We start from the raw sequence: 25,357 nt of genomic DNA on the forward strand, positions 1-25,357 counted from the left end.
TGAATGTTTCAGCGATTATTAAATTGACAGCTCTTTAGATAGGCGGTACATATCCAAGTCGATCTTGTGAGGCTTGGCTAGTGCTTCAATGATATCATAATCGACAAGTTCATTCTTTTCGATTCCAACTGCTTTTCCGCCTTTTCCAGCCATTAACAATTCGACGGCACGCGCACCGAGACGGCTCGCCAGCACGCGGTCGGAAGCTGTCGGGGTTCCCCCGCGCTGAATGTGTCCCAGGACAGAAACCCTGGTATCCATTCCTGTTGCTTCAGTAAAACGGTTTGCAAATTCGTTACCAGACATAACGCCTTCCGCAACGATGATGACACTGTGTTTCTTACCGCGTTCCTGACCTTTGGTCAATCGGCTGACGATATCATCCATGTCAAACTTTTCTTCTGGGATGATAACAGTCTCTGCTCCGCCTGCGAGTCCTGACCATAGTGCAATATCTCCTGCATTGCGGCCCATCACTTCAATGATGAATGTCCGTTCATGGGAAGTGGCCGTATCACGGATTTTATCAATCGCATCAATCACTGTGTTCAACGCTGTATCAAAACCGATCGTAAATTCTGTACCCGGGATATCATTATCGATCGTTCCCGGTACACCGACACATGGATAACCCCATTCTGTTAATGCTTTGGCTCCTTGATAAGAGCCGTCTCCGCCAATCACCACAAGACCTTCGATGCCATGTTTTTCAAGCTGCTTGATCCCTTTTTGCTGGCCTTCTTTTGTCTTGAATTCTTCACAGCGGGCAGTGTAAAGCATCGTTCCGCCGCGGTGGATGATGTCCCCCACAGAACCAAGCTCAAGCTTCTTAATGTTTCCATTGATCAATCCATTGTACCCCTGATAGATACCATACACTTCAACGCCTTGGAAAATGGCTTTACGCACGACTGCACGTACAGCGGCATTCATGCCCGGAGAATCTCCGCCACTTGTCAGTACTCCTATTTTTTTCACTTTCATCACCTCATGAAGATAAATTTATATGTAAAAGAGTTAAAAGAAAATTTGTTAATGGTTTCACATATTTTCAGTGAATCTCATTTTATCCTATCTATTCTACCCAATTATTATGGACCAATAGACCATTGATTATTTCTAAAATAACACGAAGAGTAAAGCTTCTCAACAAGTTCCCCCCGGGAAGACCAATAGACGAAATAATCTATTAACTGGAAGCGTTTTAATTGCTAAAAAATTCAAAAACACCTGTATCCTTCAAATAAAAGGACTGACAAAAGGCAGAATCCTATTTGTCAGTCCAGTGGTTCCCTTATGATTTTACCCCAACGACATCATTTAAAACAGAAAAATCACCAATCGATTTAAATTTCTCGTAACGGTGCTGGATCAATTCTTCTTTGCTCATTGGGATGAGTTCTTTTAATGATTGTTTCAAAACGTCTTTCATAAGGTTAGCCTGTTCTTCAACATCCTTATGGGCCCCGCCCTTCACTTCGGGAATAATCTCATTGATGATTCCGAGTTCCTTTAGGTCGGGAGCCGTGATTTTCATGGATTCAGCAGCCCTTCTTGCCTGAGTGGAATCTTTCCATAACAGGGCTGCAGCTCCTTCCGGAGAAATGACTGAGTACGTGGAGTTTTCAAGCATATGAATGTGATTTCCCACACCCAATGCCAATGCTCCTCCGCTTCCGCCTTCCCCGATGACGATGCAGACGACAGGAACGCTCAGGCCGGCCATTTCAACCAGGTTCCTGGCAATGGCTTCACTCTGCCCGCGCTCTTCGGCTGCTTTCCCTGGATAGGCGCCTTTTGTATCGATGAAGCAAACAATCGGGCGGCAGAATTTTTCAGCCTGTTTCATAAGTCTCAAAGCTTTTCGGTAGCCTTCAGGGTGGGGCATCCCAAAGTTTCTGCGGATATTCTCTTTCGTATCTTTACCGCGCTGGTGGCCGATTACAGTCACCGGCACACCGTCGAATTTGGCAAGCCCTGATACAATCGCGTCGTCATCACCATATAGACGGTCTCCATGTATTTCCATGAAATCAGTAAATAGCCTGCGGATGTAATCCAGAGTCGTAGGACGATTGGGATGCCGCGCAACCTGGACCCTTTCCCATGGTTTCATGTTTTCATATATATCATTTTCGAGCTTCTGTAACCGCGTTTCCAGTTTTTCAATTTCCTTTGATAAATCCACTTCCGAATTCTGAGTGAACTCTTTAAGCTCTGCAATTTTCTTCTTTAATTCAACTACAGGCTTTTCAAATTCCATCTCATTTACCATGGCAGATCACCGTCCCATTGATGTATATCTAATACCAGTCCGATCTTCTCTTTCATTTCCATCCGCGAAATGACTTCATCAAGCTGTCCGTGCTTGAGAAGGAATTCTGCTGTTTGAAAATCTTCCGGAAGATCTTCCCGGATCGTCTGTTCAATGATCCTTCTTCCAGCAAACCCGATCAATGCACCAGGCTCCGCAAAATTATAATCACCAACAGAAGCGAAGCTTGCCGATACTCCTCCGGTTGTTGGATGGGTCATGACTGAAATGAAAAGACCCCCATTATCACTGAATCGTTTTAGCGCGACGCTTGTTTTGGCCATTTGCATAAGCGAGAGTACACCTTCCTGCATCCGTGCACCGCCTGATGCCGTAAAAATGATGAATGGCACTTTACGCTTGTCCGCTTCCTCGACCGCTCTCGTTATTTTCTCACCGACTACAGATCCCATGCTCCCCATCCGGAATCTGGAATCCATGACGGCAACGACGATATCTATGCCGTTTACTTTTCCAGTTCCCGTAAGTACGGCTTCGTTCAGACCTGTCTTCTTCCGGTCTTTTTCCACTTTGTCAAGGTATTCCGGGAAACCGAGGGGATTCACCGAGACAAGGTCTGCATCGATTTCTTCAAATGTCCCTTCATCGATGAAGCAGTCCACCCTCTCCATCGAACTCATGCCATGATGGTATCCGCAATGGATGCATACTTTTAAATTTTTCTGCAATTCCTTGGTGTACATGATTTTTTTACAATCGGGACACTTGGTCATGATTCCTTCAGGAACATCCTGTTTGGCTGCTTCGGAAGGAATCGTTGCATATTTTTTCTTTTTGGGTTTATTGGATTTATTGAAAAGATCCTTAAGCAAGGTTGAAACCTCCTTAACTAATTACAGTCGCCTTTTGTATTCGTATTCTTTGGATGATAGAAATATATTAGTGCATGGAGCAAGTTGATTTTGTAAACTGTTTGTCTATCAGTTTAACCGAAAGCGTTATAAAAAAATGTTGGAATTTGTCAGCTCCCGGTCGCTGATTTCCGAGATCTGCCTGTAAGCAGTCTGCACCGATTCTTTATCTTGATTTTCCAATCCTTGAAGCAGGTTCAGAAGCTTTTCTTTTATCTCGGGGGTTATCTTCTTCTCACCGATGATGAAAGTCTCGTAATCATTCAGGACGTTCCAGATTCGATGGGAGAGATAGTTGTTGCTAAGGAGAATGAGTTCCTCTACTATCTCTCTCCATGTAAGTGTCCCGTTGTCATCTTTAACAAGGTCCTTGATTGCCGATGTATCGAGCTTTTGGCAGAAGACTGTACGAAGGGCTTCCTTTTCGATCATCGTTTTCGTACATTTGATATCTTCCTTGGCTTTTTGGTCCTGGAGGATGAACATCCCCAGAAGGTCGATCAGGTGATGATCCCTGAAGTCACGGAGAAATGTCCCTTCTCCCCTCCTGGTTTCAATCAACCCTAAAAGTTCCAATGCTCTCAGTGCTTCCCTCACAGAGGAACGGCCTACATTCAATCTTTCTGAGAGTTCCCTCTCTGAAGGAATTTTATCTCCCTTTTTCAGGCCGTCCTTTGATATCATTTCTCTAAGTTGGTGAACAATTCCAATATATACTTTCGATTGAGAATGGAGAGAGTTCACTTTCGTCATCATTCACTCTTCCCGATAACCGCTAATTCTTCTGTCTTTTTACGGATTTCTTCAGGGTCTGCCTTTAACCTGGCCACTCCCGTTTCCATTGCCGTCTTTGCTACAGCGGCTGCGACGGCAGGCGCCACACGTTTGTCAAACGGACGAGGGATGACGTAGTCTGCATTCAATTCATCTTCACTGATCAAGCCGGCAATTGCTTCCACAGCGGCTTGTTTCATTTTTTCATTGATATGAGTGGCGCGCACATCGAGTGCTCCCCGGAAGATTCCAGGGAATGCCAGTACATTGTTTACTTGATTAGGAAAATCGGAACGGCCCGTCCCGATCACTTTCGCCCCTGCGGATTTAGCCAGTTCAGGCATGATTTCAGGAACCGGATTCGCCATTGCAAAGATGATCGGGTCTTCTTTCATTGATGAGACCATTTCTTCCGTCAAGGCACCGGCTACCGAAACACCGATGAATACGTCGGCATCTTTCAGCACATCTCCGAGACCGCCTTCAAGACGTTCACGATTCGTGAATTTTGCCACTTCATCTTTAATGGTGTTCATTCCTTGTGAGCGGCCCTCATAGATCGCCCCTTTAGAATCACACATAATGATATCCCTTACACCATAACGGTAAAGCAGTTTGATGATGGCAATGCCTGCTGCTCCTGCACCATTGGCCACTACTTTGATTTCCGACATTTTTTTGCCTACGATTTTCAGCGCGTTTACAAGTCCTGCTACCGTTACGATGGCGGTGCCGTGCTGATCATCATGGAAAATAGGGATGTTCGTTTCTTTCTTAAGGCGTTCTTCTATTTCAAAGCAATTCGGGGCTGCGATATCTTCCAAATTCACTCCGCCGAATGTCGGTTCAAGCAGCTTGACCGTTTCAACGATCTTGTCCACATCCGTTGTATTCAAGCAGATAGGAAATGCATCGACACCCGCGAAACTCTTAAATAGAACAGCTTTCCCTTCCATTACAGGAAGGGAAGCTTCAGGACCGATGTTCCCAAGTCCGAGTACAGCCGTACCGTCTGACACGACTGCGACCATATTACCTTTCATCGTATAATCATAGACCGTTTCCGGCTTGTCATAAATCACCTTGCATGGTTCTGCAACCCCTGGTGAGTAGGCCAGACTTAAGTCTTCGGCATTTCTTACCTCCACCTTGGATTTTGATTCCAGTTTCCCCTTATTCACTCGATGCATATGCAACGCTTCTTCGCGTAATGACAAAATCATTCACTCCTTATCAAATTCCGTGTATTTTTATGTTTTATCGTTCATCAATGGTTATGTCATCCTGCAGCATACTGAACCCCAGTGGTCAGACCACTTTTTTCTATTAAACAATAATATAAATTCCGGTTTAAGTAAAGTATGTTATGTCAAAACAACATTAGGTTTTCCTAAAACTGCTTCTAAATGACTAATTGCATCACTGGACGCGTCTATTCTGTAAGAATTAGATAGTTTTATACTTTTCTTGTCTTTTTCAATATACACAATCACTTGATGACGCCCCTTGTTTTCACCGATGATCTGTTGGATATCCTTCATGCAGGCATCTTGATCCTCGGTCACAGGAATCTTCAAGAATAGTTTCTTATCCCGCGTTTCAGAACGTTCCTTTATCTCTTCTATTGTTTGCACTTTATTGATGATAAGCTGCAGCTTATTGTTCCGTTCCTCCGTTTTTCCATCAAACCATAACACATTTCCCTCTTTCAGGTGTGTCATAATTTGGCGGTAGACCACAGGAAACACGACTGCTTCCATATCCCCTGTTTCATCACTGATTTCAAGGAACGCCATGACTTCACCCTTTTTCGTGCGGATTGACCGTATCGAGCTGATAAAGCCGCCGATTGACGCTTTCGCACCCTGCCGGACATCTACAATCAATGTTACTCCCAGATCATCCAGAAGCGGACGGTACGTAGTCACAGGATGATCTGAGAGATAAAGTCCAAGGACTTGTTTTTCAAAATTCAATTTCGTTTCTGCGTTCATTTCCTCCACTTCAACATATTTCGGTTTAAGCAGGAACGCTTCTTCTTCTTTAAATAAATCATGATCATCATCCGGATTGACCAGCTCTGCATGCTGAATCGCAACATCAAGGCTTGCGAGGAGGGTGGCCCGGTCTATGCCGAATTCATCAAATGCGCCGGCCAATACAAGGTTCTCCAATATCTTCCGATTGATGATTTTCGAAGAGACCCTCATGCAGAAATCGAACAAATCTTCAAATGGCTTATCTTTTCTTACAGAGATGATTTCTTTCAGTGCCTGTGCCCCGATCCCTTTGATTGCGCCGAGACTGTACCGGATTCCCTCTTTTCCCTCCACTGTAAAAACAAATTGGCTGCTGTTGACCGACGGAGGCAGAATGTCTATGCCGTAATGTTTCGCTTCTCTTATATACTGAGCGATTTTCGTTTCGTTGCCGACCACGGACGTCAGGAGGGCAGATAAAAAGTGAGCAGGATAATGGGCTTTTAAGTATGCCAGCTGATAGGCAATCATACTATAGGCGACCGCATGGGAACGATTGAATCCATAATTCGCAAATCGGACGATAAGGTCATAAATACGATGTGCCTCTTCTGTTGAATAGCCTTTTTGAATGGAACCTTTTACGAAATGCTCCCTTTCCTGATCGAGCACATCTTTTTTCTTTTTCGAGACGGCTCTTCTTAACAGATCGGCTTCTCCAAGGGAAAAGCCGGCCATTCTTGATGCGATTTGCATGATCTGTTCCTGATAAACGATGACACCGTATGTCATATCGAGGATCGGCTTCAAGTCCGGATGGGGATATTCCACTGTTTCCTTTCCATGCTTCCGGTTGATATATGTCGGGATGTTTTCCATCGGACCCGGCCTGAACAGGGCGTTGACCGCGACGATATCCTCGAAGGAAGTGGGCTTCAGCCTCGTCAATACATTGCGCATGCCGTCCGACTCAAGCTGAAAGATTCCGTTGGTCTGCCCCTTACTGAGGAGTTCGAAAGTTTTACTGTCATTTGAAGGGATGTGTTCCAAAGAAAAGCGTTTATCCCTCCCCTTCTTTATATTCTTTACGATCCTCTCGAGGATACTGAGGTTCCTGAGACCGAGGAAATCCATTTTCAATAAGCCGATTTCTTCAAGGATATCCATTGAATACTGGGTCAGATGGATGCCAGAGGCACTCCCTTGAATCGGAATCCACTGCACCAAAGGGTCTTCGCTGATCACAACGCCTGCTGCATGTGTCGATGTATGCCTGGGCAGGCCTTCAAGCTTCAGTGCCGTTTCGAATAACCGTTTATATAATTCCTGGTTTCCGATAAGATCACGGAGCTCTTTGGATTTCTCATAGGCATCCTTCAGCGTGATGCCGGGCTGATTTGGTATCAGCTTCGAAAGCTGCTCCTGCTCTTTCATATTCAACCCGAATACCCTGCCTGTATCCCTCAGGGCTGCCTTCGCTGCAAATGTACCGAATGTAATGATCTGGGCGACATGAAGGGAACCGTATTTTGCTTCCACATACTCAATCACTTCATCCCTGCGATGGTCAGGGAAATCAATATCGATATCGGGCATCGAAACCCTTTCTGGATTAAGGAAACGTTCAAACAATAAATGATGCTTGATTGGATCGACATCGGTGATGCTGAGTGCATAGGAAACGAGCGATCCCGCTGCGGAACCCCTGCCAGGGCCGGTGAGGATGTCCCTTTCCCTTGCAAATTTCATAAAGTCCCAGACGATGAGGAAATAGTCACTGAAGCCCATCCGCCCGATGACATCGAGTTCATAATCGAGCCTTTCCAGATACTCGGTCGTAACCTCCTCAAGCTTTTTACTGAGTCCTGTTTCACAAAGTCTGGTGAGTTCGTGCCGGGCTGTCACACCTTCCGGAAGCGGGTATTTTGGGAGGAGCTGCTGATGAAACGGAATTTGCACGGTGCATTCTTCTGCAATTCTCAGCGTGTTTTGGAGCTCTTCCACTTCATCCGGGAAAAGTTCTGTCATTTGCTCTTTTGTCTTGAAGTAGTATTCCTCTGTCTCAAGCACGGTCCGTTCATCTTCAGACAGCTTGACTCCATCGCGTATTGCATTCATGCATTCATGTGCAAAATGATCTTCCTTGTCCAAATACCGGACATCGTTTGCGGCCGCCATTTTCACACCGTTTTCACGCGCTATATTTTTCAGCAGGGGATGCAGTGTTTCTTCTGCCTTCAAGCCGTGTTTTTGAAGACTGATATAAAAAGATCCTTTTCCGAACATCCTTTGGTATAGTTGTATGGCTTCTTTTGCTTTATCTTCTTCCCCATTCAACAAATAGGTTTCAATCTCCCCCTGCAAACCGGGAGTGATTGCGATCAGGCCTTCACTGTAGGAATTGAGCCACTTATGAGGGATCCCTTCCGGGGCCTTCGCCCCGATCGCGCTTGATATCTTCAATAGATTCTGATAACCCCTATTATTCCTGCTTAACAGTACAAGCGGGAACGACTGTTCATCGCTGACAGCGACATCCGCAGTCAAACCGATGATTGGCTTGATCCCTTCCTTCACACATGCCTTATAAAAGGGAATGGCAGCATACATCATATTTCGATCAGTCAACGCCAGGGATTTATATCCGAGCGTCTTCGCTTTATGTACAAGTCCATTTATGGAGATTGTGCTGGAAAGTAAACTATAAGCGCTTGCTACCTGTAAATGAACAAACGACATATTATGCACACCCTTTTTCTTTTCAATATACTTTTATTATAGGTAAGAAAAGCAAAAAAAGAAAATATGTTCTCCCTCATATCCTGTCCATGAAGCCCATATAGTTATCGTAAGAGAAGAATTGCTCATATGGAGATGATGAAATGGCTGAAGCCTTTTTTCCTGAATTATTTAAGAGTTTCTTTATTGCTTTCGGGGTGATATTGGGGGGATCCCTGATGGGCGGGCTGGCTTCCTTTGCAATGGGGCAGCCGCTGTTCATCGAGATGTGGCGCCTTTCAAATTTTTTGCGCATCTGGGCAATCATTGCAGCAATCGGGGGAACGTTCGACACGGTCTACAGCTTTGAGAAAGGTTTTTTGAATGGAGAAACGAAAGAGCTGTTCAAACAGTTCCTGCTGATTCTATCTGCCCTGGGAGGAGCGAATACAGGGGCCATGATCATTTCCTGGCTGACTCAGGAGCATATCTCATCATGAGGATCCCCCCTTTTTATAAACTTCCTTCCTGGCAGCGCTTTTTCTCCGGTATGGTTGTGGGGGGCATCGTCAGCTGGATCATCTTCATTTATATGTTTGGCGTCATGCATGAAAATCAGACCAAATTGATAGAAGAACAGAAAAATGAGATAAGCAAATATAAAAATACCCTTTCCTATCTGCAGGAAGAATACAAGCAGCTTAATGAAAAAAATGAAGATCAGCTCACCATCCAGGAGGTAAAAATTAAATTGATCAACCCGACCAAAACAAAAGTCGAGCTCCTCAGCATCCATGAAACCGAGGACCGGCTAAGCGGGGATCTGCGCAGCCTGATCAACAAGGACCTTGAAACCGCTTATGGAACCCGTGATCTGATCAAGAAGATCATCGAAAATAAAACTGTGGAGTTAAATGATAAGTCGTTCACCTTTAAAGTGCGTGAGATTTATTTCTGGACAACCACGCAGATCACATTGGAACTTGAGTATGAAGAATAGAAAAGCTGGAGGAGTCCGTTCCTGGGGCGGTAAGCTTAATGGGCGCGCAGACTTTAGCGAATAGTGTCGATTAATTGGGGTTTCGCCCTTATATTTGAGATTTCGCCCTTAAATCCGGCATTTCGCCCATATAATCAGGATTTCGCCCTTATATCCGATATTTCGCCCTTATAATTAATTCTACGCACATAATAAGAATTCGATAATCGGGGTTTATTACCTATATCTATATTAGAATCGATCAACACAAGACATTTCTCACACCACATTTTTTAACACATCAAAAATACAAAAAAGCTCCCGGTAATAGGGAGCTTTTAATACGAATATGTCTCAAATCCTTAATAACCCCGGCAAGCCTCACGCAAATCCCGCAGTACATCCTCTTTCTCTTCCCATGAATAGATGGAAGCGCCTGCCGCGAGCGGATGCCCTCCGCCGCTGTATTTCTTTGCGATGGTGTTGATGACCGGACCTTTTGAACGGAGACGGACACGGATCTGGTCATCCTCTTCGATAAAGAAGACCCATGCTTTGATCCCCTTCACGTTACCCAGTGAACTCACCAATAAGGATGCCTCGGAAGGAACAACGTCATACTGCTCGAGGATGTCCTTGGACATAACCATCTGCGCGCAACCGTCTTCATCCATTTCAAAGTTTTGGAGCACAAAGCCCTGCAGCTTCAAGACATTCGAATCGACTTCATACATCTTATTGAACAGGTCGTTCCTGTCAAAATCAAACCGGATCAGTTCACCCGCGATATCGAACGTTTTCTGGGTCGTGCTCGGATAAAGGAATCTTCCCGTATCGCCGACGATGCCGGCAAACAAAAGGCGCGCGGCATGATCAGGGAGTACGAGCCCTTTATCCTTTCCGAATTGGTAGAATTCATAAATCATTTCACTGACGGAACTGGCAGACGTGTCGATCCATAAGTGGTCACCATAGGCATCTTCATTTGGGTGATGATCGATTTTCACGAGTCTTTCCCCCAGCTTGTATCGGCTGTCACAGATCCGTTCTTCGTTGGCAGTGTCGCAGACAATGATGAGTGCCCCCTCGAAGACCTCATCTTCAATCAGATCAAGACGGTTCAGATAATGAAGGGTTTCTTCTTCCAGCCCGACTGAGTATATATTTTTATCAGGGAAGGAAGCTTTCAACATTTCGGCAAGGCCTCCCTGGGAACCGTAGGCATCGGGATCGGGACGCACATGCCTGTGGATGATGATGTTTTTATATTCTTTGATTAAATCAAGGATCTGTTCTTTCATAAGGATCTCCTTTTTCACGAAATTTTCATTTGGCAATCTGTACTCTTACCTGTAAAATAGTAGCGAGAAAGCCAGCACTGGAGGATAAGGATTATGTATTTTCTCGCTTTTTTCATTACATTAGCATTTGCTTTTTATATTTTCTACAAAATTAAGCAAGTCAGAAGCAACCGGCCGATGGAGAAAAAATGGCTGTCTGCAAAGGCAAGTATGGCTCTTGGCTTGTTCGTAACTTTATTCGGTGTCAATCAGCTTGTCTTATTCCCTGGTACGGTCACGTATATCGTTGGGGCCCTGTTCATCCTGATCGGGCTGGGAAGCATTTGGGCCGGTTACAAATATTACAGGCACGTACTTCCGTATGCAGAGCGTGAAGCAAAGGAACTGAACGGAAATTGATTTTTGGCGGCAAGACCGGGATGGGGATCCCGGTCTTTTCTTTTGTCCTAATGCCGGTCGATCAGCTGACAGATCATGAGCGATTTACCTACAAGGACTCCTTCACTGTATACTTCAACGTCCACCTTACCGAATTTCCTCCCGACGTCAAGTACCTTCGGATGGATTTCAAGCATACTTTCCATCTGTACGGGCTTGATAAAGTAGATGGTCATGTTCTCTACAACAAGATCTCCTTTTTTATAAGGCTTCAACACCCGGTTTGCGGCTTCTGTCATGAGAGTCGTAAAGACGCCGTATGACATGGTCCCGAGCCCGGTCGTCATTTGCGGGGTGACGGCAAAGCGGTAAATCTCCTTGTCCCCTTTTTTCTCCCCGGCCTCTACTCCGTTGCTGATCAAGTCATCGATCGTTTCCCCCACCTGGGGCTGCCTTTGGATCATTTGAAGCGCCTTCAGGACGTCTTGTCGTGATATGATTCCCTGCAGCCTGTTCTGTTCATTGACAACCGGCAGGACCTCGATGCCTTCCCAAATCATCATGTGGGCGGCGGAAGCAACACTTGTCTTCTTGCTGACCGTAATCGGTTGTTTGGTCATGATCTTATCGATCCCGATATGCTTTTCCTGCCCCATGACATCCTTGGACGTCACCATCCCATGCACTTTCATGTTCTGATCGACGACCGGGAACCTGCTGTGAAACGTATATTGATTTTTCTCATACCAATCTTCAAGCGTATCATTAATATGTAAATATGCGGTATTGTCTACTTTTGTCAAAATATCTTCCACGAGGACAACTTCTTTTTTGATCAGCTGGTCATAGATTGCACGGTTGATCATGGCCGCAACCGTAAACGTATCATAGGACGTGGAAATGATCGGGAGTTCGAGCTCATCTGCAAGCTTTTTCACTTCATCTTCAGTGTCAAAACCGCCAGTGATCAGGACGGCTGCCCCTGCTCTTAACGCCTGTTCATGCGCCCTTGTCCGGTTTCCGACAATCAGCAGGTTACCAGCTTCTGTATAACGCATCATCGCCTCAAGCTTCATCGCACCGATGACGAATTTATTGAGCATCTTGTGAAGGCCTGTCCTTCCCCCGAGAACCTGCCCATCAATGATGTTCACGACTTCGGCATAGGTGAGTTTTTCGATGTTTTCCTTCTTCTTCTGTTCAATCCTGATTGTTCCGACACGTTCGATCGTACTGACATAGCCTTTTATTTCCGCATCCTTGATCGCTCTGTACGCTGTTCCTTCACTGACACTCAGTGCCTTTGCGATCTGGCGGACGGATATTTTCTCGCCGACGGGGAGGGAATCTATGTATTCAAGAATTTGTTCATGTTTGGTTGCCAAGCTTTTCACCCTTCTTTTTTACGTCCTGCTTAGTTTCATTATAATGTGAAAAGCTTGGGGTTTCAATTTTATCAAGGGTTTAACGGAAGTTTGGTTAATGTGGCATCATTACCCGAAGGAACGCAGTCTCCTTTTTCGGGAATCCGATGTCTTCCCTTTAACCCTTTTAGAAGCTTTGGCAGGGCTGAAGAGCAGGGCAGCCAGGTTGCCGGCGATTACAAAGGTTGCGAGTACGAGCCACCCGATGGCGAAGATTCCCTCGAGTCCGCCGGCTTCAATGGATAATCGCGGAGCTGCATAATACAACAGCGCACCTGTCAGCAGCAGACAAAGTATATATCGTTGTTTTTTCACAGTCATCCTCCTCTCTATGCTTGTTTCATTTATATGCAGGAGGAGGACGGGATATTGTATAAAAATATAAAAGAGAGTGATGCACAGGCCGGATCAGCCTCTATGCATCACTCTCTTATTCATCAGTATTCGATTACGTCCCCCGCAGACATGACCTGTCCTTCACAGCCATCCAGCATTTCTACGAATTTATGCGGGTCCTGTTTGATTGGCGGGAAGGTATTGTAATGAATCGGGACGACCTTTTTCGGCTTCAGGAAGCGTGCAGCTTCAGCGGCATCCTCTGGTCCCATTGTGAAGTTATCCCCGATCGGCAGGAATGCCAGGTCGATCGGATGCCTTTCCCCAATCAGTTTCATATCTGAAAATAAGCCGGTATCACCAGCATGATAGATTGTCTTACCTTCAATGAACAACAGAAGGCCGGCCGGCATCCCCATATAGATGATTTCATTTCCGTCTGTGATGAGCCCTGAACCGTGGAACGCCTGGGTGAACTTCACTTTTCCAAAATCAAACTCATATGCACCCCCGATGTGCATCGGATGCGTTTTGACCAGCTGCCAGCTGAGGTAAGTCGCGAGTTCATGATTCGCTATCACGAGAGAATCATTTTTCTTTGCAAGTTCAACCGTATCTCCCACGTGGTCATTATGTCCGTGTGTCAGGATGATCACATCCGGTTTTTCGTCTTCTGCTTTAAGATCCGTCAGTTCATTCCCATTGATGAATGGGTCGATCAGGATCGTTTTGCCATTTGTTTCGATTTTCACTACTGAATGTCCATGATAAGATACTTTCATTCTAACTCCTCCTGAAACTTTATTGTATATAGATTGATATACCCGGATTTTTATGGTTTTAAAAGAAGTTTTCTAAATTCATCTACAATCTACCTATAAATGCCGCAGTTGATTTCCGTGCAAGACTTCGCTTTCCGCGGGTGACCCGTGAGCCTCCTCGGCAAGCCTGCGGGAAGAAAAGCGGAGGGGCTTTGAAGAGAGGCGGGTGGCCACGAAGGCGTTCTTTGCCTTCTTGGTCGATTTGACTTATGACATGTGCCTCTAAGCCCCGTAGCTGGACAAGTCTCACATAAGCCACTTCTCCCGCAGGAGTCTTCGTCTTGCACTCCAATCACCTGCTAGAACGATTTAAATATATAAATTATCTATATATATAATTACCAAGTTTATTAAATTGGGTATACAAGTTGTAGTTTTTCATTCGTAAACTTAATGATGTTCTGTTTACATACATCTTATTTTTATAAAACAGAGTGTATTGGAGGGGAAAGGAATGATCTAATGTAAAAAAAGAACAGAACCAATTTAGAAAACAAAAACCGGCCCAGAAATAGTGTCTGCGGCCGGCTTTGGTGTATTAGAGTTGTTCAAGTTGTGTTCTTGTGTCTGAGTAGTCAAGTCCGTGTGCTTCAGCGACGGCTTGATAGGTTACATAACCATTCAGTGTGTTGACCCCTTTAAGAAGGGCTTCATTTTCAAGGCAGGCTTGTTTATAGCCTTTTGTTGCGATTTGGATTGCATAAGGAACCGTCACGTTCGTTAATGCAATCGTGGAAGTACGCGGTACAGCTCCCGGCATATTTGCAACGGCATAGTGGACGACACCATGCTTTTCGTAAGTAGGATCATCATGAGTCGTGATCCGGTCTGTCGTTTGGAAGATACCGCCTTGATCGATTGCGATATCGACCACGACTGATCCAGGAGTCATTGACTTGATCATGTCTTCTGTTACCAGTTTAGGTGCTTTCGCTCCCGGGATCAGGACGGCACCGATAACAAGGTCTGCTTCTTTTACAGCTTGTTCGATATTTAATGGGTTGGACATAAGCGTAGTAACATCGCTTCCGAAGATATCATCCAGCTGGCGCAGACGGTCGGGATTCAAATCAAGGATGGTTACATTGGCTCCGAGTCCGACAGCCATTTTAGCAGCATTCGTTCCGGCAACCCCTCCGCCGATGATCGTTACCTTACTGCGGCGCACACCAGGCACTCCTGATAGAAGAACCCCTTTTCCGCCATGGATCTTCTCAAGGAATTGGGCACCGATCTGAGTCGCCATGCGTCCAGCCACTTCACTCATAGGAGTCAGAAGCGGAAGCGAGCGGTTCACTTCAACTGTTTCGTAAGCAATCGCTACGACTTTGTTGTCGATTAGTGCCTTTGTAAGTTCAGGTTCCGGTGCAAGATGTAAATATGTAAATAAAATCAGCCCTTCGCGGAAATAAGAATATTCGCTTGGAAGCGGCTCCTTTACCTTCATGACCATATCCATCGACCATGCTTCCGATGCAGTGCTTACGATTTGTCCGCCTGCAGCAGTGTAATCTTCATCTGTAAAGCCTGAACCCATTCCTGCTCCGGATTCGATAAACACCTCATGTCCGAATTGAACAAGGTTCACAACACCGGCAGGAGTCATCGCTACACGGTTTTCATTATTCTTAATTTCCATTGGCACACCAATACGCATATATGCCTACCTCCTTAATCCACAATTGCTCTCTCAGAGCATCACTTCATAAATATAACATTTTCCTTATATAATAGCTAAGAGAATTTCGCTTCTCTGTAAGCACTTACATTTTAACAAATAAATATTAAAATTTCTCTATTTTAAATCAAAATTATAAATGTTTATTTCTTCTCTTTTTTGCAAATATTCTTTAAAATATATAACATTGTTAATTTACCGCTTATGCTTTTCGTGGAAGACTCCGCTTTCCGCGGGCTGCTGGTGACATTTCTCAAAAGTTCATCTGCATGGTTTAGAGTCTTCATCTTCCACTGCAAGCAATGCTGGAACAACCTATTATATCAGCATGCTTATACTTAAGTTCAGCTTTATAATATGTTGAAAAGCAAAATACATACAAAGGAGACTTCTATGGTTAAACAACCTGTGATTGAGAGGCTTGGTCTGGAGCCGGTTCCGGCTGGGCAGAAGACAACAACGTGGAAGGAATATTTCATCATTCAGCTTGCGTTTTCGGTCAATGCCGGAAACTTTCTTGTTCCTGCACTGGCGGTTACTGAAGGCGGCCTGTCCTTCGCCGCCGCCTTCACCTGTACCGTATTGGGCGCGCTTGCAGCGTTTCTGTTTGTTTCATTTCTTTCGCTGCCGGGATCAAGACACGGGCTTCCGGCTCAATATGTACTGAGAGCCTTGATCGGTACGAAACTTTCCATGCGTGTCGCTTCTCCGATCAGATCACTGACATCGCTTTACTGGTTCAGTGTTCAAACCATCGGCGGAACGTATGTCCTTTTGTCGAGCGTAGAAAAGCTCACAGGTATTTCACTGCCTTTCATTCCGATTGCAGCAGGGCTGGCGCTCATCATGACGCTTCTTGCACTGGTCGGGTTCCATGCGGTAAAAAGAGCGGTCAAATATTTCATTCCAATCTTGGTACTGGGACAGCTTGTCATTCTTTATCTATTTATAACAGAAGGTCTTGCCGGGGACATAACTCCATTAACCACAGGCACAAAAGATACGGGGGCAGCTGCATTCTTTTTCTATTCAAGTCTTATATTTGTTCAATATATATCTGGTGTCAGTGCTTCTTCTGATATTACACGCTATAGTAAAACCAGTGCCCATGGTTTTTGGGGATTGTACGGAGGAAATGTGGCCGGTTTCATGATGACTGCTTTGCTCGGCGGATTGAGTGCGAGCCTGTTCGGTGATTTGAATCCGTTTGTCGCGGCAAGTGACCTCACCTCGTCGCTCATTCTGTTAGTCATTATCATCCTGTGTGCGATGGTTTCAATGATTTCGATCAACCTCAGCAATGCCTATACCGGGGGCTACAGCCTCCTTAATGCCCTTCCGGCGCTCTCACGGATTCAAAGCGCTGCTGTTTTCGGGGCAGCAGGAATTCTATTAAGCTGCATCCCGTCGCTCGTTTCACATGCACAGGGCTATATATCACTCCTTGGCATATTGATCATTCCCATTTCGGCGATTGTGACTTCTGATTATCTGCTCGTGAAAAAAGGAACATTAACCGAAAGGTCTCTTCTGGGTCTTCTTAACGGGACATCCACTAATAACAAAGAAGCTTTATGGGTGCTCGTCATCGGGATTTTATCATATATTCTGATTCCGGAATCCTATTCACCCGGTTTCCTTTCCTTTATCCTTACAACCGCCCTTTATGCGGCAGCAAAACGCACGCTATTCAAAGGGAATTCGACCCTTCTGGAAAAGAAACTTGGATAGAAAAATGGCTGGTCCACGAATGAGAACCAGCCATTTTTAAGCTTTTATTGCTCTTGTTCACCATGATCTTCATAGGTATTATAGTATCCGTTTTCCGTATCAATGACACCGCTCGTATACGAGTTCATGATTTGCTGGCTTACTTCCATGCTTCCCTGATCTTCGTACGTAAACTGTTCTTTCGGATCTTTTTTCTTCATCATAATTCCCCCTGTTTATCAGATATTTTCCTCTATATTGTTCGATTTTCCGCCACGGGCTATAAGTGGGAAAATATAGTATGATAAAGATAAGGAGGGGATAACAATGAGTTTGAAGTATCAGAACATATTAGTAGCCGTCGATGGATCCAAAGAAGCTGAATGGGCTTTCCAGAAAGCGATTGCCATCGCAAAGCGTAATGACGCCATACTATCCTTGATTCACGTGATCGATACCCGTTCATTTGCTGCAATCGAGTCATATGACCGTACTGTCGGTGAGCGGGCGATCCGATATGCCGAGGAGCTTCTGCAGGAATATAAATCAGAAGCGGCCGGCAAAGGCGTTACAAAGGTAAAAACGTATGTTGAATATGGTTCTCCTAAAGTGATCATCCCCAGAGAAGCGAACAAGAACATTAAAGCAGACCTGATCATATGCGGTGCCACCGGATTGAATGCCGTGGAACGTTTTCTGATTGGAAGCGTCTCAGAGCATATCACCCGCGCTGCTCATTGCGATGTCCTTGTTGTACGGACAGAAGAAAAAGAAGAGTAAAGAACAAAATAAAGAGAGGCGGGTCCCCGCCTCTCTTTATTTATTATTTGTTTGCCGTTTCTGTTGATTTTAAAAGTGATTTCCCTTTATCAATTTGGGCTTTCACCTGTTGAAACCCTGTGCCGCCGTAAGAATTCCGTCTCTCAACCGCAGCGTACGGTTCCAGGATGGTATAGATATCTTCCTCGATGAATGGTGAATGCTGCTGGTACTCTTCGAGTGGAACATCTTTCAAATAATATCCCTCACCGATGCAATGGAGGACAAGCTTGCCGACAATTTCATGAGCCTGCCTGAAAGGAACTCCTTTGGCTGCCAGATAATCAGCGAGTTCCGTTGCATTTGAAAAGTCATTCGACACAGCTTCTTTCATTCTCTTCTGTTTGACGGTCATCGTACGCACCATCCCATTGAAGATCTTCAATGACCCGACAACTGTTTTGACCGTATCGAACATCCCTTCTTTGTCTTCCTGCATATCTTTATTATAGGCAAGCGGAAGCCCTTTTAGGACTGTCAGTAAGGAAAGCAGGTTGCCGTTGACTCTCCCCGTCTTCCCCCTGACCAATTCAGCCATATCAGGATTTTTCTTCTGGGGCATAATGCTGCTTCCCGTTGTATAGCTGTCATCCAGTTCGATGAATCGGAATTCTTCCGTTGACCAGAGGATGAACTCCTCAGCCAGCCGGGAGAGATGCGTCATCAAGATCGATCCATTGCTCAAGAATTCAACGATGAAATCACGGTCGCTGACTGCATCAAGACTGTTTTCATAATATGAATCGAAACCGAGCAGTTCAGCCGAATATGCTCTGTCGATCGGGAATGTCGTCCCGGCGAGCGCCCCTGCACCAAGCGGTGAAAGATCAATTCTCTTAAGTGAATCTTGGAATCGCTCTTTATCACGCTGAAGCATCCAGAAATAACACATTAAATGATGGGCGAACGAAATCGGCTGTGCGCGCTGCAGATGCGTATAACCAGGTATGATCGTTTCCACGTTTTTTTCGGATTGAAGGATGATCCCTTCCTGCAGTTCATCAATCAGTTCAATGATTTCCTGCACCCTGCGCTTTAAAAATAAATGCATATCGGTGGCGATCTGATCATTCCTGCTTCTTCCAGTATGCAGTTTACCCCCGACTTCGCCAATTTCATCAATTAATAGTTTCTCAAGATTCAAGTGGATATCCTCATACTCCACTGAAAAATCCAATTCCTGTTTCAATGCCTTGTCATGCAGCGTATGAAGCCCCTGAAGGATTTGATCTGCTTCTTTCACTGACAGGATGCTGCATTTTTTCAACATGGTTACATGGGCGATGCTGCCTTCTATATCCTCAAAGACCAATTGCTGGTCGAATGAGATGGATGCATTGAATTCATCCACCCACTCCTCCGGTTTTTTTGTGAATCGTCCGCCCCACAGCTTACTCATAGAGTCACTTTCTCCTTTTTCTCAGAGCTGTTGATGACAGAGGAAACCTTTGTCGGCAGTCCCCAGAGTTTGATGAAACCAACCGCAGCATCATGATCGAATTCATCCGCTTTTGTATACGTAGCCAGATTTTCGTCATATAGTGAGTTCGGTGATTTTCTTCCCTCCACGATGGCATGGCCCTTGAACAGTTTCACTCGTACCACTCCATTGACATACACTTGAGTCTGATCAAGGAAAGCTTTTAATGCCTGGTTTAACGGTGAGAACCAGAGGCCTTCATATATCAACTCAGTCATTTTCTTCTCGATGACCGGCTTGAAATGTGCCAGTTCTTTCACAAGCGTTAAATCTTCAAGTTCCTTATGTGCCTTCAGGAGAGTGACAGCGCCCGGGCATTCATACACTTCACGCGATTTGATTCCGATTAAACGGTTCTCCACGTGGTCGATGCGTCCTACCCCGTGTTTACCTGCTATTGAATTCAATTCAGAAATCAATTGATCCAGCGGCTTCTTCTGTCCGTTCAATTCAACCGGTACACCCTGATCAAATGTAATTTCCACCACATCTGCTGTATCCGGTGATTCTTCGATGCTGCTGGTAAGATCATACGCATCTTCCGGAGGAGCCGTCCAGGGATTCTCCAATACACCGCATTCGTTGCTTCTTCCCCACAAGTTTTGATCGATGGAGTAAGGAGAGTCGAGATTGATTGGAATTGGAATTCCTTTATCTTTTGCATATTCGATTTCCTCTTCACGTGACCATTTCCATTCACGCACAGGGGCGATCACTTCCAGCTCCGGATTCAATGCCTGGATGGAAACTTCAAATCGCACCTGATCATTGCCTTTTCCCGTACATCCGTGTGCGACGGCCGCGGCCCCTTCTTTTTCTGCCACTTCAACAAGTTTACTTGCAATCAAAGGTCTTGATAGGGCTGAAACGAGAGGATATTTCCCTTCATATAACGCATGGCTTTGCAGTGCGATCAGTGCGTAATCCTTCGCAAATTCTTCTTTTGCATCGATTACATAACTTTTCGATGCACCGACCGTCAGCGCCTTTTCTTTAACAAAATCAAGGTCTTTCCCTTCACCGACATCCAGACAGCAGGCGATGACTTCATATCCTTTTTCCTTCAGCCATTGCACTGCCACTGACGTATCCAAACCACCTGAATAAGCTAAAACCACTTTTTTGTTCAATCTTATTCCCTCCAGTTGTTGTTTATATAAATTGAGTATTTGAAAGTGAAAATGAATAATTATTCTTTTGAATGAATTTATATTAACAACTTCTCTTCAGTTTTTCAATACTTATTCATGAATTTGTATAAATATTTTATGGGCTGTATTCGTGATCTTCAGTATGAATGGATTTGCGTGGGAAATTAATGTAGGATTTAATTATCGATATAAACTTGGAAAAGGAGAACTCAGGAGTTATATGAGTACAATCAGCAGTCACTTTTCATACAATCGACGTTTGAAAATAGATCTTCCATGCCTGTCAAAGGAGTGGAGCATGTATCCATCTCATTTGAAGGAAGCCATCCTTCTCGAGTGGGAAAGAATAAGAGGAGCCATTCCTGACCGGATCGGGGAGATTGATGAGGAAATTGAAGAGCTGCAGTCCCGCCTCGGTGAAGAAGAAGACTTTGAGGAATCTTGCAGGCTGAACAGCGAAATATCCGAGAAAGCATCTCAGATCAATGATCTGTGGATATGGTATCGTACCTCTCCCTACATGTAAAATAAGCGGCATGGCCTGTTGGCCATGCCGCTTATTCCATCTCTATTGATTTTTCTTCAACCGCAGATAACGATACTGATAATATTTCTCTGCAAAATCAGTGATTTTACGGGAAAGCTGATAGTTCACACCTGCACCGACCGCCATACTGACAAGCGGGAGACCCGACCACTTCTTTCCTTTGAACAAGGTGATCGCAAGTGCTTTGAATGCCTGCTTCATCGGACCTTCGAGCCATGTATAATCGGTCAGCTGTTCCGATCCATCATAAAAATAATTCGAATCCTTCTTGTTCAAATCCTCCATCAAATCTTCCCAGGCAAGTGCCCTGAGTCTTGATGGAAGGGTGGAGGCATGGAACACCTTCAATGCTGTCATCATTTCAAACGGCGTCTGGACATCAGATCCGTATGTGATTGCAATCAGCTGCACTGAACGGAGATTGATGACAGCCATTGCCGGCAAATCTGAACCAAGAGCCACAAGTCCGCCTGTACCTGTGAATCCGCCTTGGAACAATGAATAAATACGGTGCCGTCCGGCATGCTGCTCGGCTATATAATGAAGCTGATCAATTGTGAGGTATTGAAGATCTTCTATCGTTTCAATATCCTGGTTGAATGCCCTGGCCGTTACCAGGATGCGTTCCCTTGCATCATTTTGCATCTGCGATCCCTGGATGAGGGAATGCATGTGGAACAGCCAGCCGTCCAAACGCTGAAAAAATTGTTCCTGGACATCCTGGGGGATGGACTCAAAAGCGTAATCCAGCCACTTTACATATGTATGCTCCAAATCATTCGCTTCATATTCATACAAGCCTTCTTTCCACGAGTTGATTGACTGCCAAACTTGTTTATCCCGATCGGACCAGCTCATGACTTCCACTCCTTACAGTTACTAAATTAGTATAAGTATATCATACAATTTTCTGTCCCCGATAAAAATATAAAGTGAATTTTCTGTAATTTAATCTTCTATTATATAACGGCAAAAAAACAGGACCATCAATATGGAGGTCCTGTTTGATTCAGCCGATATTAAATGTTTCCTTTTTCAACAACGTCACGGGCGATCATGACTTCTTCGTTCGTCGGGATGACCATGACTTTTACCGGGGAATGCGGGTAGTTGATGAAAGTTTCTTCCCCACGCACGTTATTGCGTGCAGGATCCCAGTATACACCCATGAATTCAAGGCCTTGCAGTACTTTTTCACGGACAAGCGTGCTGTTTTCACCGATGCCGGCAGTGAATACGATCGCATCCACCCCGTACATGCGTGAAGCGTAGGAACCGATATATTTATGGATGCGGTTCGCGAATACTTCGAGGGCAAGTTCTGCACGTTGGTTTCCTTCAGATGCTTGCTGCTCGATGTCGCGGAGGTCGCTTGAGAATCCAGATACACCAAGCATCCCTGATTTTTTATTCAGGATGTTCAGTACCTCTTCCGCTGTTGAACCTGTTTTTTCCATGATGAATGGAATCAATGCCGGATCGATGTTTCCTGAACGGGTCCCCATCGCTACACCTGCGAGCGGTGTGAAGCCCATGGACGTATCGATTGATTTTCCGCCTTCGATGGCAGCGATACTCGCACCATTACCAAGGTGGCAGGAAATCAGGCGCACCTGCTCCTTCGGACGTCCAAGCATTTCAGCGGCTCTTTCAGATACATACTTGTGAGAAGTACCGTGGAATCCGTATTTACGGATGCCGAACTCTTCATAATACTCATAGGGAAGGCTGTACAAGAATGAGCTTTCAGGCATGGACTGATGGAAAGCTGTATCGAATACCGCTACTGCAGGTACATTCGGAAGCACGCTCTTGAATGCTTTGATACCTGTAAGGTTCGCAGGATTGTGAAGCGGGGCAAGATCTGAAAGTTCACCGATCTTTTCAATCACTTCATCCGTAATAAGGACAGACTCATTAAAGACTTCCCCTCCGTGTACGACACGGTGTCCGATTCCCTGGATTTCATCAAGAGACCCGATGATGCCGAAGCCAGTCAGCTTGTCCAATAACATTTTGACCGCTACTTCGTGATCAGGGATATCCGTTACTTCCTCTTTCTTTTCACCGTTCACTGATATGTTGAAAACCGCATTGTCCAAGCCAATACGCTCAATAAGTCCTTTTGTGATAACTGTTTCTTCTGGCATATCGAAAAGCTGAAACTTCAAAGATGAGCTTCCAGCATTGATCGCAATGATTTTGTTTGCCACGATGTATCGCTCCTTTAAATTTAGGATCTTGATTATCTATATTGTGTTCAGAGAATCACTTTTTATCTCTCAGTTTCTCATTTAATCACTGTCTACTTCCTATTTCAAGAAAAAGCTTGAAATGACATCGTTTTCATGTTAAATTAAATATTTTCACAAAATTCCAAATGGATTCCTTCTTTTTTTACCGCATTAACGAATGCTTTAAACTTTTATTAATCGTCCATTTCTTTGGGATCCAGGTACAAGATTCCCTGCGGATGAAGTCGAGCCTCCTAAGTCGCACTGCGGAAAGGGTTCCTTTCATCATGCTTGTACTTGAATAGTCTAGTTTTGGGTCTATTTAAGAATGGGATTGCGCACCCGTAGTGGGTTATTGTGCCGGAAACCGAATAATTGCGCCACTTTCCGGATTATTGCGCCTGAATCATAATAATTGCGCCATCCCTCCCTGGCAGCAGTCTGTATCCTGGCCCGATAAGAATTTTTAGTAAGCATAATGATTGATTCTGCCCTTCATTCAAATATTTGCACCCTTTAGGAAGACGATTACACCCTTTGTCGAGCCTATTCTACCCTTCAACTAACTAATTCGACCTCTCAAAAAATTAATTGCACCCTCCATGTCGAAAAATCTACATCCTTTTCTCCGCCGCTCGCCCATACGCTGCAGGATCTCAACATTTCTTCTGTCTCCCATCGGAGTCAAGTGCCGTCCGCTCCAATCCACACAGGATTTTTCAATGGTGGATAAGCAATCGTAACACAAAAAAGAGACTGCTCTAATTAAGAACAATCTCCAATCATGTATTATTTATTTTCAACCAGCCACTGGTCGATCTTGCCAAGTATATCTTCTAATGCACGCTGATTCGAGAGGCTTGGAAGAGTCGCAAGCAGGACTTCCTTTGGCGCCTTCAGACCTTCTTTCTTTTTTTGCAGGATCAGGATGCTTTTGGCCGAGTTCTTATTTTTAAAGAGTGAAAGAGGCAGCTGCAGGAAGCCCTGGATGTTCACTTTTTCCTTTAAAAATAAATGAAGCTGGCTGCTGAGCGGTGATTCGAACAGCGCATTCGGGACGATGAAAAACAGGTAGCCGCCTTCTTTCGTATGCTTCAGACTTTGTTCGATGAACAAATGATGTGCATAAGAATGCCCTTCCTCCGCTTTCAATTCATAATCGCCGGCTCTGATATCGTTCGGATAGTATCCAACCGGGAGATCGCTCAGGACGATATCTACCGGGTCGATGAAAAGAGGCTCCAAGGCGTCCTGATTAAAAAGCTGCAGCGGATGCTTCTGAAGATTGGCCCCCACATAAGCCAATTTGATCAGTACATCATCAATCTCCACCCCGATGGAGTCGGATTCGACGTGGGGCATCTGATTCAACACGGTCGTCAGAAGATTCCCGGTTCCGATCGCCGGGTCCAGCACAGTAAGCTTTTCACTGCCCTGAGTGAATTTATTGACGAGGAAGCTGATAAATAACCCGAGGGAATCCGGGGTCATCTGATGATTTGGCTGAACGTTTTCTTTCATACCCTTGAGGATGGCAAACTGAAAAGCTTTGCGGATATCCTCATTTTCTAAGCTTCCGATCTTGATTTCTTCATATTTTTTATGTAGACGTTTTTTTGTGAGTTCGCTTACTTCATCTTGAAGGATCTCCCCTTGAAAAAGGTTTTCCCCTGTTTCGGCCACGGCTTCAAGATAGCTGCATGCGAGCTCTTCCTTAAGAAGCTGTGACGTTTCATCGATGATCGCGAAAAGAGATTCGACTGGCGAATTGATCATAATCATTCATTCCTTTACCAACGTTTTCTGTCCTCTATCTTACCCGCCCGCGGGCAGTTTGTAAAA

Annotated in this window: 23 protein-coding genes; 6 read left to right on the plus strand and 17 right to left on the minus strand. The window is 44.9% G+C overall.

The window, feature by feature from the left end; genetic code table 11:
* Positions 1–18 precede the first annotated feature (18 nt).
* The 6 genes from pfkA to dnaE form a co-directional block, all read right to left on the minus strand.
* Positions 19–978, minus strand: a complete 960-nt coding sequence (pfkA, locus tag BHE18_RS14055; protein WP_071619324.1) for a 6-phosphofructokinase — start codon at positions 976–978, stop codon at positions 19–21.
* 316 nt (positions 979–1,294) lie between these two features.
* Complete coding sequence (gene accA, locus BHE18_RS14060) at positions 1,295–2,275, minus strand: acetyl-CoA carboxylase carboxyl transferase subunit alpha (RefSeq protein ID WP_071619176.1); 981 nt, start codon at positions 2,273–2,275, stop codon at positions 1,295–1,297.
* A complete protein-coding gene (accD, locus tag BHE18_RS14065; RefSeq protein ID WP_071619177.1) occupies positions 2,269–3,147 on the minus strand; it encodes an acetyl-CoA carboxylase, carboxyltransferase subunit beta in 879 nt (292 codons plus the stop codon). The genes accA and accD overlap by 7 nt, the downstream gene beginning before the upstream one ends.
* A 126-nt stretch (positions 3,148–3,273) precedes the next feature.
* A complete protein-coding gene (locus tag BHE18_RS14070) occupies positions 3,274–3,942 on the minus strand; it encodes a FadR/GntR family transcriptional regulator (protein ID WP_235860326.1) in 669 nt (222 codons plus the stop codon).
* Positions 3,939–5,177: an NAD(P)-dependent malic enzyme gene (locus tag BHE18_RS14075; RefSeq protein WP_071619178.1), complete on the minus strand. Its 1,239-nt coding sequence runs from the start codon at positions 5,175–5,177 to the stop codon at positions 3,939–3,941. The genes BHE18_RS14070 and BHE18_RS14075 overlap by 4 nt, the downstream gene beginning before the upstream one ends.
* A gap of 147 nt (positions 5,178–5,324) precedes the next feature.
* Positions 5,325–8,678, minus strand: coding sequence for a DNA polymerase III subunit alpha (dnaE, locus tag BHE18_RS14080; RefSeq protein WP_071619179.1), 3,354 nt, complete (start codon positions 8,676–8,678; stop codon positions 5,325–5,327).
* A 143-nt stretch (positions 8,679–8,821) separates the two neighbouring features.
* Here dnaE and BHE18_RS14085 point away from each other — a divergent pair, with 143 nt between their 5' ends.
* Both BHE18_RS14085 and ytrI read left to right on the plus strand, forming a co-directional pair.
* Positions 8,822–9,157, plus strand: a complete 336-nt coding sequence (locus tag BHE18_RS14085; protein ID WP_032087358.1) for a YtrH family sporulation protein — start codon at positions 8,822–8,824, stop codon at positions 9,155–9,157.
* Entirely contained in the window at positions 9,154–9,657 is a 504-nt protein-coding gene (gene ytrI, locus BHE18_RS14090) for a sporulation membrane protein YtrI (protein WP_032087357.1), read from the plus strand. The genes BHE18_RS14085 and ytrI overlap by 4 nt, the downstream gene beginning before the upstream one ends.
* A gap of 341 nt (positions 9,658–9,998) precedes the next feature.
* On the opposite strand, the gene BHE18_RS14095 is transcribed toward ytrI, so the two are convergent.
* A complete protein-coding gene (locus tag BHE18_RS14095; protein ID WP_071619326.1) occupies positions 9,999–10,937 on the minus strand; it encodes a DHH family phosphoesterase in 939 nt (312 codons plus the stop codon).
* Positions 10,938–11,030: 93 nt separating this feature from the next.
* Here BHE18_RS14095 and BHE18_RS14100 point away from each other — a divergent pair, with 93 nt between their 5' ends.
* Entirely contained in the window at positions 11,031–11,336 is a 306-nt protein-coding gene (locus tag BHE18_RS14100; RefSeq protein ID WP_032087355.1) for a YtpI family protein, read from the plus strand.
* A gap of 47 nt (positions 11,337–11,383) precedes the next feature.
* On the opposite strand, the gene BHE18_RS14105 is transcribed toward BHE18_RS14100, so the two are convergent.
* From BHE18_RS14105 to ald, 4 genes are all read right to left on the minus strand, one after another.
* The gene (locus BHE18_RS14105; RefSeq protein ID WP_071619180.1) at positions 11,384–12,700 is read right to left on the minus strand and encodes a CBS domain-containing protein; all 1,317 of its coding nucleotides are present in this window, start codon (positions 12,698–12,700) and stop codon (positions 11,384–11,386) included.
* 108 nt (positions 12,701–12,808) lie between these two features.
* On the minus strand, positions 12,809–13,060 hold the full coding sequence (locus tag BHE18_RS14110) for a hypothetical protein (protein ID WP_328585885.1): 252 nt from the start codon (positions 13,058–13,060) through the stop codon (positions 12,809–12,811).
* A 116-nt stretch (positions 13,061–13,176) separates the two neighbouring features.
* Positions 13,177–13,857: a metal-dependent hydrolase gene (locus tag BHE18_RS14115; protein WP_071619182.1), complete on the minus strand. Its 681-nt coding sequence runs from the start codon at positions 13,855–13,857 to the stop codon at positions 13,177–13,179.
* 577 nt (positions 13,858–14,434) lie between these two features.
* Positions 14,435–15,553, minus strand: a complete 1,119-nt coding sequence (gene ald, locus BHE18_RS14120; RefSeq protein WP_071619183.1) for an alanine dehydrogenase — start codon at positions 15,551–15,553, stop codon at positions 14,435–14,437.
* Between the two features lie 414 nt (positions 15,554–15,967).
* On the opposite strand from ald, the gene BHE18_RS14125 reads away from it, so the two are divergent.
* Entirely contained in the window at positions 15,968–17,305 is a 1,338-nt protein-coding gene (locus tag BHE18_RS14125) for a purine-cytosine permease family protein (protein WP_141771877.1), read from the plus strand.
* A 44-nt stretch (positions 17,306–17,349) separates the two neighbouring features.
* Here BHE18_RS14125 and BHE18_RS23260 read toward each other — a convergent pair whose 3' ends face one another.
* A complete protein-coding gene (locus BHE18_RS23260) occupies positions 17,350–17,508 on the minus strand; it encodes a hypothetical protein (RefSeq protein ID WP_171910708.1) in 159 nt (52 codons plus the stop codon).
* A gap of 103 nt (positions 17,509–17,611) precedes the next feature.
* Here BHE18_RS23260 and BHE18_RS14130 point away from each other — a divergent pair, with 103 nt between their 5' ends.
* On the plus strand, positions 17,612–18,064 hold the full coding sequence (locus BHE18_RS14130) for a universal stress protein (protein ID WP_071619185.1): 453 nt from the start codon (positions 17,612–17,614) through the stop codon (positions 18,062–18,064).
* Between the two features lie 43 nt (positions 18,065–18,107).
* Here BHE18_RS14130 and argH read toward each other — a convergent pair whose 3' ends face one another.
* Complete coding sequence (argH, locus tag BHE18_RS14135; RefSeq protein ID WP_071619186.1) at positions 18,108–19,502, minus strand: argininosuccinate lyase; 1,395 nt, start codon at positions 19,500–19,502, stop codon at positions 18,108–18,110.
* A complete protein-coding gene (locus BHE18_RS14140; RefSeq protein WP_071619187.1) occupies positions 19,499–20,713 on the minus strand; it encodes an argininosuccinate synthase in 1,215 nt (404 codons plus the stop codon). Before BHE18_RS14140 ends, argH begins: the two co-directional genes overlap by 4 nt.
* Positions 20,714–20,963: 250 nt before the next feature.
* On the opposite strand from BHE18_RS14140, the gene BHE18_RS14145 reads away from it, so the two are divergent.
* Positions 20,964–21,260 (plus strand): hypothetical protein, encoded by a 297-nt coding sequence (locus BHE18_RS14145; RefSeq protein WP_141771889.1) that lies wholly within the window; start codon positions 20,964–20,966, stop codon positions 21,258–21,260.
* 42 nt (positions 21,261–21,302) lie between these two features.
* On the opposite strand, the gene BHE18_RS14150 is transcribed toward BHE18_RS14145, so the two are convergent.
* From BHE18_RS14150 to BHE18_RS14160, 3 genes are all read right to left on the minus strand, one after another.
* Positions 21,303–22,139 carry an EcsC family protein gene (locus tag BHE18_RS14150; RefSeq protein ID WP_071619189.1) on the minus strand — a complete coding sequence of 279 codons (837 nt, stop codon included), beginning with the start codon at positions 22,137–22,139 and terminating at the stop codon, positions 21,303–21,305.
* Between the two features lie 161 nt (positions 22,140–22,300).
* The gene (locus BHE18_RS14155) at positions 22,301–23,494 is read right to left on the minus strand and encodes an acetate kinase (protein WP_071619190.1); all 1,194 of its coding nucleotides are present in this window, start codon (positions 23,492–23,494) and stop codon (positions 22,301–22,303) included.
* Between the two features lie 810 nt (positions 23,495–24,304).
* A complete protein-coding gene (locus tag BHE18_RS14160; RefSeq protein WP_171910711.1) occupies positions 24,305–25,291 on the minus strand; it encodes a class I SAM-dependent methyltransferase in 987 nt (328 codons plus the stop codon).
* Positions 25,292–25,357 lie beyond the last annotated feature (66 nt).

The sequence above is a fragment of the Rossellomorea aquimaris genome, from assembly GCF_001877785.1.
Classification (GTDB): domain Bacteria; phylum Bacillota; class Bacilli; order Bacillales; family Bacillaceae_B; genus Rossellomorea; species Rossellomorea aquimaris_A.

What these genes read in the sequence shown, in the direction of transcription:
- accA (WP_071619176.1), bottom strand. Translation starts at nt 2,275, where the DNA reads ATGGTAAATGAGATGGAATTTGAAAAGCCTGTAGTTGAATTAAAGAAG.
- BHE18_RS14070 (WP_235860326.1), bottom strand. Translation starts at nt 3,942, where the DNA reads ATGATGACGAAAGTGAACTCTCTCCATTCTCAATCGAAAGTATATATT.
- dnaE (WP_071619179.1), bottom strand. Translation starts at nt 8,678, where the DNA reads ATGTCGTTTGTTCATTTACAGGTAGCAAGCGCTTATAGTTTACTTTCC.
- BHE18_RS14085 (WP_032087358.1), top strand. Translation starts at nt 8,822, where the DNA reads ATGGCTGAAGCCTTTTTTCCTGAATTATTTAAGAGTTTCTTTATTGCT.
- ytrI (WP_032087357.1), top strand. Translation starts at nt 9,154, where the DNA reads ATGAGGATCCCCCCTTTTTATAAACTTCCTTCCTGGCAGCGCTTTTTC.
- BHE18_RS14095 (WP_071619326.1), bottom strand. Translation starts at nt 10,937, where the DNA reads ATGAAAGAACAGATCCTTGATTTAATCAAAGAATATAAAAACATCATC.
- BHE18_RS14100 (WP_032087355.1), top strand. Translation starts at nt 11,031, where the DNA reads ATGTATTTTCTCGCTTTTTTCATTACATTAGCATTTGCTTTTTATATT.
- BHE18_RS14110 (WP_328585885.1), bottom strand. Translation starts at nt 13,060, where the DNA reads ATGACTGTGAAAAAACAACGATATATACTTTGTCTGCTGCTGACAGGT.
- BHE18_RS14115 (WP_071619182.1), bottom strand. Translation starts at nt 13,857, where the DNA reads ATGAAAGTATCTTATCATGGACATTCAGTAGTGAAAATCGAAACAAAT.
- ald (WP_071619183.1), bottom strand. Translation starts at nt 15,553, where the DNA reads ATGCGTATTGGTGTGCCAATGGAAATTAAGAATAATGAAAACCGTGTA.
- BHE18_RS14125 (WP_141771877.1), top strand. Translation starts at nt 15,968, where the DNA reads ATGGTTAAACAACCTGTGATTGAGAGGCTTGGTCTGGAGCCGGTTCCG.
- BHE18_RS23260 (WP_171910708.1), bottom strand. Translation starts at nt 17,508, where the DNA reads ATGATGAAGAAAAAAGATCCGAAAGAACAGTTTACGTACGAAGATCAG.
- BHE18_RS14130 (WP_071619185.1), top strand. Translation starts at nt 17,612, where the DNA reads ATGAGTTTGAAGTATCAGAACATATTAGTAGCCGTCGATGGATCCAAA.
- argH (WP_071619186.1), bottom strand. Translation starts at nt 19,502, where the DNA reads ATGAGTAAGCTGTGGGGCGGACGATTCACAAAAAAACCGGAGGAGTGG.
- BHE18_RS14150 (WP_071619189.1), bottom strand. Translation starts at nt 22,139, where the DNA reads ATGAGCTGGTCCGATCGGGATAAACAAGTTTGGCAGTCAATCAACTCG.
- BHE18_RS14160 (WP_171910711.1), bottom strand. Translation starts at nt 25,291, where the DNA reads ATGATCAATTCGCCAGTCGAATCTCTTTTCGCGATCATCGATGAAACG.